The sequence below is a fragment of the Pedobacter sp. SL55 genome (assembly GCF_026625705.1).
GTDB lineage: Bacteria > Bacteroidota > Bacteroidia > Sphingobacteriales > Sphingobacteriaceae > Pedobacter.
Window position 1 is genome coordinate 2251110 of the sequence record NZ_CP113059.1, and the last position, 14548, is coordinate 2265657.

Annotated in this window: 12 protein-coding genes; all 12 read right to left on the reverse strand. The window is 39.4% G+C overall.

Annotation, left to right across the window (positions count from 1 at the left end; genetic code table 11):
* Positions 1–602: 602 nt before the first annotated feature.
* A complete protein-coding gene (ilvA, locus tag OVA16_RS10160) occupies positions 603–1853 on the reverse strand; it encodes a threonine ammonia-lyase IlvA (protein ID WP_267758969.1) in 1251 nt (416 codons plus the stop codon).
* A 349-nt stretch (positions 1854–2202) separates the two neighbouring features.
* Entirely contained in the window at positions 2203–3375 is a 1173-nt protein-coding gene (locus OVA16_RS10165) for a 2-isopropylmalate synthase (RefSeq protein WP_267758970.1), read from the reverse strand.
* Between the two features lie 96 nt (positions 3376–3471).
* Positions 3472–4545, reverse strand: coding sequence for a 3-isopropylmalate dehydrogenase (gene leuB, locus OVA16_RS10170; RefSeq protein ID WP_267758972.1), 1074 nt, complete (start codon positions 4543–4545; stop codon positions 3472–3474).
* A gap of 198 nt (positions 4546–4743) precedes the next feature.
* The gene (locus OVA16_RS10175) at positions 4744–6231 is read right to left on the reverse strand and encodes an ATP-binding cassette domain-containing protein (protein ID WP_267758974.1); all 1488 of its coding nucleotides are present in this window, start codon (positions 6229–6231) and stop codon (positions 4744–4746) included.
* Between the two features lie 120 nt (positions 6232–6351).
* Entirely contained in the window at positions 6352–6600 is a 249-nt protein-coding gene (locus OVA16_RS10180; protein ID WP_267758976.1) for a hypothetical protein, read from the reverse strand.
* On the reverse strand, positions 6588–6899 hold the full coding sequence (locus OVA16_RS10185; RefSeq protein ID WP_267758978.1) for a hypothetical protein: 312 nt from the start codon (positions 6897–6899) through the stop codon (positions 6588–6590). The genes OVA16_RS10180 and OVA16_RS10185 overlap by 13 nt, the downstream gene beginning before the upstream one ends.
* 48 nt (positions 6900–6947) lie before the next feature.
* Entirely contained in the window at positions 6948–7553 is a 606-nt protein-coding gene (leuD, locus tag OVA16_RS10190; RefSeq protein WP_267758980.1) for a 3-isopropylmalate dehydratase small subunit, read from the reverse strand.
* Between the two features lie 129 nt (positions 7554–7682).
* The gene (locus tag OVA16_RS10195; RefSeq protein ID WP_267758982.1) at positions 7683–8444 is read right to left on the reverse strand and encodes a class I SAM-dependent methyltransferase; all 762 of its coding nucleotides are present in this window, start codon (positions 8442–8444) and stop codon (positions 7683–7685) included.
* A gap of 74 nt (positions 8445–8518) precedes the next feature.
* Positions 8519–9928: a 3-isopropylmalate dehydratase large subunit gene (leuC, locus tag OVA16_RS10200; RefSeq protein ID WP_267758984.1), complete on the reverse strand. Its 1410-nt coding sequence runs from the start codon at positions 9926–9928 to the stop codon at positions 8519–8521.
* A gap of 149 nt (positions 9929–10077) precedes the next feature.
* Complete coding sequence (ilvC, locus tag OVA16_RS10205; protein WP_267758986.1) at positions 10078–11559, reverse strand: ketol-acid reductoisomerase; 1482 nt, start codon at positions 11557–11559, stop codon at positions 10078–10080.
* Positions 11560–11932: 373 nt separating this feature from the next.
* Positions 11933–12568, reverse strand: coding sequence for an acetolactate synthase small subunit (ilvN, locus tag OVA16_RS10210; protein WP_267758988.1), 636 nt, complete (start codon positions 12566–12568; stop codon positions 11933–11935).
* A gap of 91 nt (positions 12569–12659) precedes the next feature.
* The gene (gene ilvB, locus OVA16_RS10215) at positions 12660–14327 is read right to left on the reverse strand and encodes a biosynthetic-type acetolactate synthase large subunit (protein WP_420712345.1); all 1668 of its coding nucleotides are present in this window, start codon (positions 14325–14327) and stop codon (positions 12660–12662) included.
* Positions 14328–14548: the final 221 nt, after the last annotated feature.

Sequence of the window (14548 nt, forward strand, 5' to 3'; positions counted from 1 at the left end):
TCTAGTATTATTCTCAGAGGAAATCCATTGATTCGGATTTATCACAGTTTCGATTGTTTCGTTGGGTAAAGTTTGTTCAGGTACGTAAACTTCTTTTCTTGCATGATGCCAAACCTAGTGTGGTAATGCAAAGTAGGAGTAGGGCTAGTTTTTTCATTGTGTGTTGGTTTAAATTTTTGCGAAACTCCTGCTGTGTTAAAGAGGATATTTCAAATTTCATTTGTGTGTTGTTAAGCGTATATCAAAACCATTGCCAAAAAAATGCAAATATCGTCCGCTGATAAAAATAAAATTGAACAAAAAATAAAATGTTTTGTTTTTGATTAATTTGAGCCACTTTTTGAAAGTTTTTTAGCGAAAATATCTATTGAATAATTTTTGAAGTTCCAGATTTAAAACTAAAATTGATTACTTTTTTGGAGAGGAAAAGTAACTGGAAATAAAAAATAGGAGACAATTTCTTGCCTCCTATCTACATTTATATAATGATGGAAAAGTTTCTTTTTTTCTTAGTCTCGTCATTGCGAGGCACGAAGCAATCCTACAACGTTCGCTACTATCGCTTTAAGATTGCTTCGTGCCTCGCAATTACAACTTGGCGATTAAACCAAATACTCAAACAAAGTGGCGTCTTGGTTCAGTTCAATTACATCAAATTTGAAATCTTTCATTCGTTGTAGTAAGCTAGGATAGTCAGTTTTATCCATTAATTCTATACCCACTAAAGCAGGTCCATTTTCTTTATTTGTTTTCTTGATGAACTCGAAACGGGTAATGTCATCTTGTGGTCCCAGAACTTCGTTCACAAATAGTTTTAAAGCTCCTGGTCGCTGCGGAAAACGTACGATAAAGTAATGTTTCAATCCTTCGAAAAGTAAAGACTTCTCTTTGATTTCCTGCATACGTTCGATATCGTTATTGCCACCGCTAACCACACAAACTACAGTTTTGCCTACAATTTGGTCTTTTACCTGTTCTAGTGCGGCTACAGATAAAGCACCTGCAGGTTCTACTACAATGGCATCTTCGTTATAGAGTTTTAAAATGGTAGTACAAATTTGTCCCTCTGGTATTAAATACGTAGAACTCAATAAATCGCTGCAGTATTTGTAGGTAATCCAGCCCATGCGTTTTACCGCTGCACCATCTACAAAACGTTCAATATTTTCTACCGTAACCGGACTACCATGTTTTAAAGCTTCTGTTAATGATGGTGCGCCCATAGGTTCTACACCAAAAACTTTAACGCTAGGTTTAACCGTTTGTAGGTAAGCCGTAACACCAGATGCTAAACCACCACCACCAATAGGCACCACAATGGCATCCAAATCAGGCAAGTCTTGATAAATTTCCATCATTACCGTTGCTTGGCCTTCAATTACCTTTTCGTCATCAAAAGGAGGAATGAAAGTAGCCGATTTTTCTTCGCTGTAAGCTAAGGCCTCTTTTAAGCAGTCGTCAAAAGTATCGCCCACTAAAACTACTTCAATGTTATTTCCACCAAACATATTTACCTGTTTGATTTTTTGTTTCGGAGTGATCTCAGGCATGAAAATTACACCTTTGATCCCTAGTTTTTGGCAAGAATAGGCTACGCCCTGTGCATGATTTCCTGCACTAGCGCAAACCACTCCGTTTTTAAGTTGGTCGGCAGTTAGGCCACTAATTTTATTATAGGCGCCACGTAACTTATAAGAACGTACAATTTGCAAATCCTCTCGTTTCAAGTAAATATTCGCATTGTACTTTAAAGAAAGCCCTGCGTTAAACTCTAAAGGCGTTCTTTTTACCACACCTTGCAGGGTAGCAAATGCCTCTTCAAAATCGAAATTATATGCTGTTGTAGTTTCCATTTTCCAAATCCGCCAGTTGGCGAAGCTTTAATTTTATTTGTTGAAAAGCAATTCCGGCTTTTCATCGGTTACGATAGTCCTGCTATTCGTTGCAAGTTTTTGCTTTAACGTTTGTTGCTGTCATTCCGAGGAACGAGGAATCTGTTTCTTCAATACTTTATAGGTAGATCCTTCGCTACGCTCTGGATGACAGACTAAAACAAAAAACTTTTCACTCTTATCAGGTTTAGTTAACTTAAAGCAGTGCTTCTATTCCAAATTGGCTCTCTCTCGCTTTAAGATTGCTTCGTCGTTCCTCCTCGCAATGACGACATAGGAACGACAAGGCAAGAATAACGATGAGAAGAAACTAACTCAACTTAGGCGCCAAATGCAGTACCACCAATTCATTCAAATCGTCATCATTGATGCCCTGTTTTTTATCTGCTAAGTTTAAGAAAGCGGTATACACCACGGCCAATTGCTCTTTGTCCAAATTGTGACCTAGCCTATCTAAGTGGTGTTTCAAGGCATGTCTGCCGCTTCTTGCCGTTAGTACAATAGTAGCATCAGGGAAGCCAACATCTTCTGGTCTAATGATTTCGTAGTTTTCACGATTTTTTAAGAAACCATCTTGGTGAATACCCGAGCTGTGCGCAAATGCATTGGCACCAACAATCGCTTTGTTAGGTTGCACTGGCATGTTCATTTGGTTGCGCACTTGGTGACTAATTTCATAAATACCCTGCGTATTGATGTTCGTGTGCAGACCTAAAACTTTGTGCGTTTTCAAAATCATTACTACTTCTTCCATAGAAGTATTACCAGCACGTTCGCCAATACCGTTAATGGTACATTCTACCTGACGGGCACCATTTTGCAAACCAGCGATAGAGTTAGCCGTAGCCAATCCTAAATCGTTATGGCAGTGACAAGAAATAATCGCTTTATCGATATTCTTAACGTTCTCTTTTAAGTAAAGAATTTTAGAACCATATTGGTCTGGCAAGCAGTAGCCGTTAGTGTCTGGAATGTTTACAACCGTAGCACCGGCAGCAATTACCGCTTCAATCATTTTAGCTAAATATTCAATATCTGCACGGCCTGCATCCTCCGCATAAAACTCCACATCTTCTACATATTTTTTGGCGTATTTTACCGCTTCAATAGCACGCTCTAGAATTTCTTCTCTGGTGCTGTTAAATTTGGTCCTGATGTGCATGTCAGAAGCACCAATACCAGTGTGAATACGAGGTCTTTTGGCGAAACGCAAGGCATCTGCCGCCACATCAATATCATTTTTATTGGCTCTGGTTAATGCGCAAATAATAGGATCGTTTACTGCTTTAGAAAGCTCAATCACGCTGTTGAAATCGCCAGGGCTAGAAACAGGAAAACCTGCCTCAATAACATCTACGCCTAGTAGTTCCAACGATTTTGCAATTTCAATTTTCTGAGGTGTGCTCAATTGGCACCCTGGCACCTGCTCGCCGTCACGCAAAGTGGTGTCAAAAATGTGTACTCTGTTTGGGTCGTGTAACATAATATTCCAATTAAAAAGTAAAAATTCAAAAGGCAAAAGCCTGTTTATCGTTTTACTCTAGGTTCCTAACTTTTTTTATTTTTTACTTTTACCTTTTTACTTTATTAGACTAAGTACTTTTTCGCCCATTTCTTGGGTTCCCAACACTTTAGCGGTGTCGGTATTTTTGTCGGCGATATCGCCAGTTCTATAGCCGTCCTTTAATGCTTTGTCTACTGCATCTACTAAAGTTTTTGCTTCTTCTTTTAGTCCGAAACTGATTTCTAACATTAGCGCAGCCGATAGGATAGAAGCCAGTGGATTTGCTAAGTTCTTGCCAGCAATATCATGTGCCGAACCGTGGATAGGTTCATAGAAACCTACACCATCGCCAACCGAAGCAGAAGCTAACATCCCCATTGAACCTGCAATTTGTGAAGCTTCATCGGTCAAAATATCTCCAAAAAGGTTAGCGGTTAATACTACATCAAACTTCTTCGGATTTTTAATCAACTGCATGGCTGCATTGTCGATAAACATGTGTTCCGTTTCTACATCAGGATACTGTTTAGCAATTTCTTGTACGGTTTCACGCCATAAGCGAGAACTTTCCAATACGTTTGCCTTATCTACCGAACACAATCTTTTGCTACGTTGTTGTGCCGCTTGGTAAGCTTTATGCGCAATACGCTCAACTTCATATTTGTGGTAAATCATCAAATCTGAAGCGGTGTTTCTATCTTCAGAACGAGATTTTTCTCCAAAGTAAACATCGCCTGTTAATTCTCTGAAGAATAAAATATCAGTGCCTTGTAAGATGTGCGCTTTGATACTTGAAGCTTCTAACAATTCGTCGAACAACAGAATGGGACGTAGGTTCGCATATAAGCCTAATTCCTTTCTGATTTTCAGCAAGCCTTGCTCTGGTCTAACTTTTAGGGAAGGATCGTTGTCGTACATGGCATGACCGATAGCACCGAATAAAATAGCGTCGCTTTTGCGGGCTTTTTCTAGGGTTTCATCTGGTAGTGGATTGCCCGTAACTTCAATGGCGGCGTGGCCCATTAAAGCTTCGTCGAAAGTAAATTCGTGACCAAAGTTTTTGGCGATTTGCGCTAGCACAGCTTTCCCCCATTGGGTAACTTCTTGTCCAATGCCATCGCCAGGTATTACTAAAATGTGTTTTTTCATTGTATGTTTATTTCTTTCTAACGGCATTCAAGAGGGCTGTGCCGTTTTTCATTGTTTGTATGTTTTTGAGCGTATCTTAATTTGCATTTAGTCGGTCGTCATTTCGAACGAGGAACGAGGAGAAATCTAACGACTATTTTGGATGCTAGATTTCTCCCTGCGGTCGAAATGACGATTTTTTTAAAGTTTCTGCTAAAATTAAATCACACTTTCTAATTCTTCTTTGTACGTTTTCTGTTTATAAATATCATTGTATATTACCTCGCCTTTGCTCAACAACAATTGATGCGTTAAATTTTTAGGTAACTGGTCATCGCTGTGCGACACATAAATCAGCGTTCTGTTGGTAGTGCACAAACCATCAATTAGGGTGTTAAATTGAAGGGTTTGGTGTGCATCTAAACCTTGGCAGGGTTCATCTAACACCAATAGTTCCGGGTTTTTAATTACTGTTCTTGCCAATAAAACCAAGCGTTGTTTACCTAATGGCAAGTGCGCTAACAAATCGTTTTTATTGGCAGTTAATCCGAAATATTCAATTAATTCATCGACTTGTGTACGTTTGTACCAGCCAATTTCTTTGTATAAGCCAATGCTATCGAAAAAGCCAGAGGCGATGCTTTGCCAAACCGTTGCATTAAAATCGAAATACCAATGTAGCTCTGGAGAAATTAAACCAATGTGTTGTTTGATGTCCCAGATGCTTTCGCCGCTGCCACGTTTGTTGCCAAAAAGGTAAATCTCATTGGCGTAGGCTTGCGGATGGTCGCCATTTACTAAACTTAACAAAGTTGATTTTCCAGAACCATTGTGGCCTTGCAATAACCATTTTTCGCCTGCTATAATTTCCCAATTTACGTTTTTAAGCACTTGCTTCTCGCCATAGCTGATGTTCACATCAACCATTTTAATCAGTACCTCACTACTTGATGATGGTGCTTCGTGCAAAAACTCGGGAATACTTCTCTGTTCAATTACAATGGCACTTTTAGTACAAAAAGTAAAATGTTCTACTAGTTGTCCATCGATGATTTCGCCAAACCTGTTGATGCAAGCCGGAATTTCAGTTTCGTTACTAACCAAGATGATTTGTGTACCATCATTGGTAGCTTCATCTAATAAGTTATTCAAATTTTGACGGGATTGGATATCTAAACCAGTGTAAGGTTGGTCTAGCAATAAAAGCTGCGGTTTTAACCATAAGGCTTTAACCAATTGCAACTTTTTATGTTCGCCGCTTGATAGCTCGATGAGCTGAGCGTTTTTAAGGGCAGCAAAACCTAGCGCTGCTAAAATGGGTTCTGCTTTGGCTAAGTTTAGGTTATTTTCTTTGGCGTAATGCGCTAATTCGGCATTAACAGTTAAGGTGTCTTGTACTTGTTGTACATTGTAGCGCTGTTGGTAATAAAAATTGGCAACGCCTTCTTTATTTTTAAATTGATACCATTGGGCAATGTATTGGCAGACGGGTTTAGTATCGCTTTGCTTATTAAAGCTGACGACAATTTCTTCTGTACTTTTTTCTATGCCAGCAATTGCTTTCAACAAAGCAGTTTTTCCACTTCCGCTAAAACCAGATAAAAGCCAATTTTCACCGTTTTGAATAGTCCATTCCAAGTCCCTTAACACGGTTTTATTGCCGTATTTTAGGTTAAAGTTGGTAATTTGGACTATTGTTTTAATCATTGTTTTATTTTTTTAACCACATAGAAACATAGATTTTTTTGAAGGCTTTCTCATTGGCCTATGTTTCTATGTGGTTTCATTTTTTCATATTAATAAATCCTACTATTGAACTCTAAAGTCTTAATCCCATTTAACATCTAAACCCTTAAAATTGTAATTTGATGTAGAACCGACCCTCTCCCCATAAATTTGAAGACGTAGCAAACTAATTGTTGGTATGATATCCTTTGCTTCCTTAAATTCAATTGTAAAGGCATAAGAAATTTTTGTTTCTGCCTGTTCAATGCGAAACGTCTTTGTTAAATCATTAGGACGTAATGCTGTAAAGCTTTGCAAAGTATTACCTTTTGGGTCAACTATTTGTTGCACTGCAAATTGTAAATTCCTTTTTTTGTTCCTAAATATGTAATTAATCCTCTAACAGTAATTTTATCATCAGTTTTACTACCTTTTACTTCTGTTATTTTTATAGTTGTACTATCCAATGTAATTTCAATGTTACCACTTCTTAGCTCTAGTGCAGCCTTAAGATACGCAGTTTTCTCTTTCTCGCTAATCAGCTGATTACTTAAGTTTTCAATTTCCTTTTTTAATACTTCTGAACTAGTTTGAGCCAATGCTTGCGTACACAACAAGCTAAGTAGCAACATTAGTGGTTTAATTTTCATTTTTCAAGGTTTTAGATGATAGGTTAGCTGGATATAAACTACTGTTAATTATAAAGTTTTAGGTTGATATACTCTGTTCTGCTCGTAGGTTTCAATCAAATCAGTTTGGCTACGAACGAAATCAATATCGTCGTAACCGTTAATCAAGCAAGATTTTTTGTAGGGATTGATTTCGAAGTTTTCTTTAGCTCCAGTAGCATCAATCGTTACGGTTTGTTCTTCTAAGTTTACCGTCAAGGTAGAAGTAGCATCTTTAGCAACTTGCGTAAAAATATCTGCTAAAAAAGCCTCACTTACTTGTATAGGTAGCAAACCGTTGTTTAACGCATTTCCTTTAAAGATATCAGCAAAAAAACTGCTGATGACCACGTCAAATCCTGCATCTTGGATAGCCCAAGCCGCATGCTCGCGACTACTGCCGCAACCAAAGTTTTTACCTGCAACCAATACCTTTCCGCTATAAGTAGGATCGTTCAACACGAAGTCCGCTTTAGGTGTATTGTCGCCGTTGTAACGCCAATCGCGGAACAGGTTTTCGCCAAAGCCTTCGCGGGTAGTGGCTTTTAAAAACCTCGCCGGGATGATTTGGTCGGTATCTATATTCTCAATCGATAATGGTACTACCGATGAAGTTAATGTTTCAAATTTTTTCATACTTAAAGATGATTACACTGATTTAGTGATTATCTGTGATGAGCTCGCAAGCTCGGTTACACCGATTAAATTATACTATTTGTCTTTATTCCTTACTCTTTGTTCTTTTATCTTTAGTCTTTCCGCCTTTTACCTTTTCAAAGCTTTTACCCTCAATCTTTTATAATCTGCAGTCCATTCTCCGTTTTTGAAATAAGTTGGCTTTAAAATGCTTACTGCTAAATTCGTTACTGCTTTTGCTTCTTCTTCATTTAGATTTACAAAAGCGTGTTGTGCAAATTGATTGATCCAGTTCAACATACCATCTTCGCCAACTAGCTTTGTCGGTCTGTCGAAAAGCCACATTTGTTCCGTTTCAAATCCACTTGCTTCTAATAAATTGGCGTAGTGTGCTATGGATGGGAAAAACCAAAAGTTCGAAATCACTCTGTGCTCCAGTCCTAGTTCTTTTGCAGCTTGGTCTATCGCATCTACAATCGACTTTACATTTCCCTTACCTCCAAATTCAGCGACTAAACGACCACCGTGTTTTAAGCTTTTAAAAATGCCTCTCAACAATCCTCTTTGGTTTTCAATCCAATGAAACGTGGCGTTACTAAATACGGCATCAAACTCACGGTTGTAGTCTAAAGCAGCTGCATCTTGTACCTCAAATTGTAAAAGAGGATAGTTTTGTTTCGCTAATTCTATCATATCTGCCGAAGCATCTACTCCCGAAACAGTGGCACCACTTTCCTGTATTTTAGCAGCTAAATCGCCGGTTCCACAACCTACATCTAAAATGTTTTCGCCCGCTTTGGCATCAAGCCATTGCAAAACATCAGCTCCGTAATTAGATACGAAACGATGTTGTTCGTTGTACAGTTTACTGTCCCAATGTATTTCTGGCATATTACCCCCTAACCCCCTAAAGGGGGAATTTGATTAAACTTTTATAACTTAAGCCCCATGTAGTAAAATCCCCTTTAGGGGTTTGGGGTTAACAACTCCCTCACATCTGTAATCTTCCCAGTTACAGCAGCAGCAGCAGCCGTTAACGGACTAGCCAGCATTGTTCTTGCATTTGGTCCTTGGCGGCCTTCAAAGTTTCTGTTTGAGGTAGAAACACAATATTTTCCTGCCGGAATTTTATCCTCGTTCATCCCCAAACAAGCCGAACAGCCTGGTTCACGTAATTGAAAGCCCGAAGCTTCGAATACTTTGTCTAAACCTTCTGCAATGGCTTGTGCTTCCACTTGCTTAGAACCTGGAACAATCCAAACTTCTACGTTTTCTGCCTTCTGTTTGCCTTTCACAAACTCCGCAACTGCACGTAAATCTTCGATACGAGAATTGGTACAGCTACCAATGAAAACATAATCTACAGGTTTACCTAACAAACTTTCCTCATCCGCAAAGCCCATATAATCTAAGGCCTTTTTGTAGGACGTTTGCTCCGTTTCTGGTTGGGCAGCAGTCGCTGGAATATGATCAGCAATGCCGATACCCATTCCAGGGTTGGTACCGTAAGTAATCATTGGTGCAATATCAGCAGCATCATAAGTTAATACCGCATCAAATTTGGCATCTTCATCGCTATATAAAGTTTTCCAATAAGCTAAAGCATTGTCCCACTCTTCGCCAGCTGGTGCAAATTTTCTACCTTTTACGTATTCGAAAGTAGTTTCGTCAGGCGCAATTAAACCACCACGAGCACCCATTTCGATACTCATGTTGCAAACGGTCATACGTGCTTCCATGCTTAACGAACGGATGGCCGAACCAGCAAACTCTACAAAATAACCAGTGCCACCAGCGGCAGAAATTTTAGCGATGATGTAAAGGATGATGTCTTTTGCACCAACACCTTTTCTTAACTCGCCATTTACCTCAATTTTCATGGTTTTAGGTTTCGATTGTTGCAAACATTGCGTTGCAAAAACCTGCTCCACTTGCGAGGTGCCGATACCAAAAGCGATGGCGCCAAAAGCACCATGCGTAGAAGTATGGCTATCGCCACAAACCATGGTTTTTCCTGGTAAGGTAATTCCTAATTCTGGACCAATTACGTGGACAATCCCTTGAAAAGGATGACCTAAACCATAAAGCTCTACGCCAAACTCTGCACAGTTTTTAGTCAACATATCTACCTGATATCTCGAAAGTTCTTCCTTGATGGGCAAATGTTGGTCTAAAGTAGGCACGTTATGGTCGGCAGTAGCTACCGTTTGTTTCGGACGAAAAAGCCCGATGCCACGTTTTCTCAAACCATCAAAAGCCTGAGGCGAAGTAACCTCGTGAATTAAATGCGTATCAATGTATAAAATATCAGGAAAACCTTCTTCACGTTTCACTACGTGAGCATCCCATATTTTTTCTACTAATGTTTTCGCCATCTTTTTATAAATTGTTTTTAGTTAACCCTCCCAACCCTCCCCTAAAAGGGAGGGCTAGTATAGAGTTTATTTTGTTTGTAGCAAAAATGCAAATTTCACTACGAATTTGCTTAAAGCATTACGAAATTCCCCTTTAGGGGATTTAGGGGTTACGCTGTCTTAATCGACTTCATTGCAGTCATTGCTTTACGCAATTTTCTGCCTACAACCTCTACTTGGTGGTCACGTAAAATCTCGTTGATCGCAACTAATTCAGCGTTATCAACCGAACCATCTTTACCTTCGTTAAAGTTTTTACCTACTAAATCCGTATCAACAGTTTTCATGAAATCCATTAACAAAGGCTTACAAGCTTGGTCAAATAAGTAACAACCATATTCAGCAGTATCAGAAATTACACGGTTCATTTCGAACAATTTCTTACGAGCAATCGTGTTAGCAATTAGCGGAGTTTCGTGTAAACTTTCGTAGTAAGCACTTTCTGGTTTAATACCAGCTTCAACCATAGTTTCGAAAGCCAATTCCACACCAGCTCTTACGAAAGCCACCATTAAAGTATAGTTGTCAAAATATTCTTGCTCGCCAATTTTCACATCACCAGCAGGCGTTTTTTCGAAAGCAGTTTCGCCAGTTTCAGCTCTCCATTTCAATAAGTTTGCATCCCCGTTGGCCCAGTCAGCCATCATGGTGCTAGAGAACTCGCCGCTCATGATATCATCTTGGTGTTTTTGAAACAATGGACGCATGATGTTTTTCAACTCCTCAGAAATATGGAAAGCTTTAACTTTAGCTACATTGCTCAAACGATCCATCATACCGCTTACACCGCCGTGTTTCAAAGCCTCTGTAATTACCTCAACACCATATTGAACCAATTTAGAAGCATAGCCAGCGTCAATTCCTTTTTCCACCATTTTATCGAAAGAAAGGATAGAACCAGTTTGCAACAAACCACATAAAATAGTTTGCTCGCCCATTAAATCAGATTTAACCTCGGCCACGAAAGACGATTTCAAGACACCTGCTCTGTGACCGCCAGTACCTACACAGTAAGCTTTAGCTTGTGCCAACCCCTTACCTTCAGGATCGTTTTCTGGGTGTACGGCAATTAAAGTTGGTACACCAAAACCTCTTAAATATTCAGCTCTAACCTCAGAACCAGGGCATTTAGGTGCCACCATAATTACAGTAATGTCTTTACGGATTTGCATACCTTCCTCTACAATGTTGAAACCGTGAGAGTAAAGCAAAGTAGAACCTTGTTTCATTAATGGCATCACCGCATTTACCACCGAAGTATGTTGTTTATCCGGCGTAAGGTTAATTACCACGTCAGCAGTAGGGATTAATTCTTCGTAAGTGCCAACTTTGAAATTGTTTTCCGTAGCATTTTTCCAACTATCTCTTTTTTGCTCGATAGCTTCTTTGCGCAATGCGTAAGATACGTCCAAACCGCTGTCTCTCAAATTTAAACCTTGATTTAAGCCTTGAGCACCACAGCCTACAATTACCAGTTTTTTACCTTTTAGAGCGTTTACGCCATCCAAAAACTCATCGTTAGCCATGAAATCGCATACACCTAATTGGTTCAATTTTTCTCTAAGTGGTAATGTGTTAAAATAATTTGCCATTTTTTTTATTTAGTTTTTAGTGATTACACAGATTTTGTGATTACACTGATTTATTGTTTATGTTTTAGTTCTTAATTCAATTTTTTGCTTGTCATCCTGAGCTTGTCGAAGGATTTCTTTATTTTGAAAATGAATTTCAGTAACACTTATCTTCTTTAGCCCCGCTTTTCGCTGTAATCTTTTTTGGTTTTCCGTCATTCGCTCCCTTTTCGCCATTGCGAGGAGGAACGACGTGGCAATCTTTTTCGCAAGACCACCAAAAAGTATTTCCGCTTCAATCGGGTTTAGTTAACAAAAGTAAGAAGACCGATGTCCGATGACCGAAGTTTAAGGCTGTTTCTCTTCGGACTTCCGTCTTCTGACCTCCGACTATCTACATCGTAAAAATCTTCTCGCCCTTATCCAAGAACTCATTTTCTACACGTTCTTCTCCTGGTTCTTCTGCTTCAAATTCTTTCAGCTTCTCGTGGAAACCAGCACTATCTTTAATGATTGCTACCCTAGCCGAACGCACAAATTCAATCAGTTCATAAGGTTCAAGTGCTTTTACCAAAGCATCAGTTTCTTCTTTGTGGCCAGTTACAGAAAAGACGGTATAATCTTTTCTAATCACTACTGCGGTTGCACCGTATTGTCTCAATAAACGCTCTACCGTTACTTTCTCGGTAATCTCTTCTGTAGAAACTTTGTAAAGAGCCAGTTCTTGCCAAATCACTTCGCTGTCCGTATTGAAATACACTTTCAAGACTTCAACTTGTTTCTCAATCTGGCGTGCCAATTTTCTCACTACTTCATAACTTTCGTTAATTAAAATCGTGAACCGGTGTATGCCTGCAATCTCCGATGGAGAAGTGTTTAAGCTATCAATGTTGATTTTTCTTTTCGAAAATATAATCGAAATACGGTTCAATAAACCAACCCTGTCTTCAGCATAAACTGTAATGGTAAAATCCTGCTTACCTTCGTAGCTGGTGTCGCTAGGTGTATATTTTATCGTGTCGTTACTCATTTTTATGGGATTAAGTATAAAGGAACAGGGATGAAAGACATAACGTCTATACTTTTAATCTTTGCTCTTTTATCCTTGTTCTTTGCTCTAATTACTTCAATCTAATTTCGCTTACGCTGCAACCTTGTGGTACCATTGGGAAAACGTTATTTTCCTTGCCAACCATTACCTCTAAGAGGTAAGAGCCTTCGTGGTTAATCATCGTTTCCAGCGCTTTCTTAAGCTCAGCTCTTTGGTCTACTTTACTCGCTTCTATGTAGTAAGATTTAGCCAATGCTACAAAATCAGGGCTAGTGATATTCACAAACGAATAGCGTTTATCGTGGAACAATTGCTGCCATTGGCGTACCATTCCTAAGAACTGGTTGTTTAAAATTAAAATCTTTACCGCTGCACCAAATTGCATAATCGTACCTAATTCTTGCGGCGTCATTTGGAAACCACCATCGCCAATAATGGCAATTACAGTTTTGTTAGGCGCACCATATTTAGCGCCAATAGCCGCAGGTAGGCCGAAACCCATTGTGCCTAATCCGCCAGATGTTACATTGCTACGAGTATTGTTAAATTTTGCATATCGGCAGGCCACCATTTGGTGCTGACCGACATCGGTAACTATTATCGCATCGCCGCCACAAATCTCATTGATGTTTCTCAACACTTCGCCCATGGTCATTTCTTCTCCAGTAGGGTAAAGTTCAGGTGTAATGACTTGATCTATTTCCTGTTGGTTGTAATCTCTAAATTGAGCAACCCAAGCTTCGTGTTTATTTTCTTTTGCTAAGTTGGTTAAGATAGGAAGTGTTTCTTTACAGTCGCCCCAAACCCCAACTTCAGCTTTTACGTTTTTGTCAATCTCAGCTGGGTCAATATCTAAATGGATTACTTTAGCTTGCTTCGCATATTTATCTAAACGGCCAGTTACACGGTCGTCGAAACGCATCCCGATGGCAATTAAAACATCGCATTCGTTGGTTAAAACGTTTGGTCCATAGTTACCATGCATCCCCAACATACCTACGTTCAAAGGATGGTCGGTTGGAATAGCACCTTCGCCCATGATAGTCCAAGCCGCAGGAATACCAGTTTTTTCGATGAAAGCTTTAAATTCTTTCTCGGCATTTCCTAAAATCACCCCTTGGCCAAACAACACAAAAGGTTTTTGAGCACTGTTGATTAGCTTTGCAGCTTCTTCAATAAATTCAACCCTCACTTTTGGTTTAGGTCTGTAGCTGCGGATGTGGTTGCATTTTACGTAAGCTTCAAATTCTTCAATCTGTAATTGTGCATTTTTAGTAATGTCAATCAACACAGGGCCTGGTCTGCCACTTTTGGCAATATAAAAAGCTTTTGCCAATACCTCAGGGATTTCCTTTGCGTCGGTAATCTGGTAGTTCCATTTCGTTACTGGCGTAGTGATGTTAATTACATCCGTCTCTTGGAAGGCATCTGTACCCAAAAGGTGTGCAAATACTTGTCCGGTAATGCAAACTAGAGGTGTGCTATCAATTTGCGCATCAGCTAAGCCAGTTACCAAATTAGTCGCACCTGGACCGCTGGTTGCAAAGCAAACACCTACTCGGCCACTTGTTCTTGCGTAACCTTGCGCAGCGTGAATACCGCCTTGCTCATGGCGTACCAAAATATGTTCTAATTTGTCTGCATAGTCATAAAGCGCATCATAAATTGGCATAATTGCACCGCCTGGGTAGCCGAAAATTGTGCTTACGCCCTCTTCAATAAGGGCGTTCAACAACATTTGCGAGCCCGAACCTTTAAACCCCCCAACCCCCTGAAGGTGGCTTGATTTCGTTGCGGTTAAAGTATCTTGTTCCATTTTTTATATTTTTTGGTTCTTGGTCAATTTTATCTCAACTTGAAGTCACAACTTGTAACTTCAAGTTTGGTTGATATGTTATCACAAATTGTGATGACATATTTTGTTTTTTGTAACCAGTCACAATTTGTGACCGGTTATAT

Coding starts and splice junctions, on each gene's coding strand:
- ilvA (WP_267758969.1), bottom strand. CDS start 1,853: ATGGAAACTACAACAGCATATAATTTCGATTTTGAAGAGGCATTTGCT.
- leuD (WP_267758980.1), bottom strand. CDS start 7,553: ATGAAAAAATTTGAAACATTAACTTCATCGGTAGTACCATTATCGATT.
- OVA16_RS10165 (WP_267758970.1), bottom strand. CDS start 3,375: ATGTTACACGACCCAAACAGAGTACACATTTTTGACACCACTTTGCGT.
- leuC (WP_267758984.1), bottom strand. CDS start 9,928: ATGGCGAAAACATTAGTAGAAAAAATATGGGATGCTCACGTAGTGAAA.
- leuB (WP_267758972.1), bottom strand. CDS start 4,545: ATGAAAAAACACATTTTAGTAATACCTGGCGATGGCATTGGACAAGAA.
- OVA16_RS10185 (WP_267758978.1), bottom strand. CDS start 6,899: ATGAAAATTAAACCACTAATGTTGCTACTTAGCTTGTTGTGTACGCAA.
- OVA16_RS10195 (WP_267758982.1), bottom strand. CDS start 8,444: ATGCCAGAAATACATTGGGACAGTAAACTGTACAACGAACAACATCGT.
- ilvN (WP_267758988.1), bottom strand. CDS start 12,568: ATGAGTAACGACACGATAAAATATACACCTAGCGACACCAGCTACGAA.
- ilvB (WP_420712345.1), bottom strand. CDS start 14,327: ATGTTGTTGAACGCCCTTATTGAAGAGGGCGTAAGCACAATTTTCGGC.
- ilvC (WP_267758986.1), bottom strand. CDS start 11,559: ATGGCAAATTATTTTAACACATTACCACTTAGAGAAAAATTGAACCAA.
- OVA16_RS10175 (WP_267758974.1), bottom strand. CDS start 6,231: ATGATTAAAACAATAGTCCAAATTACCAACTTTAACCTAAAATACGGC.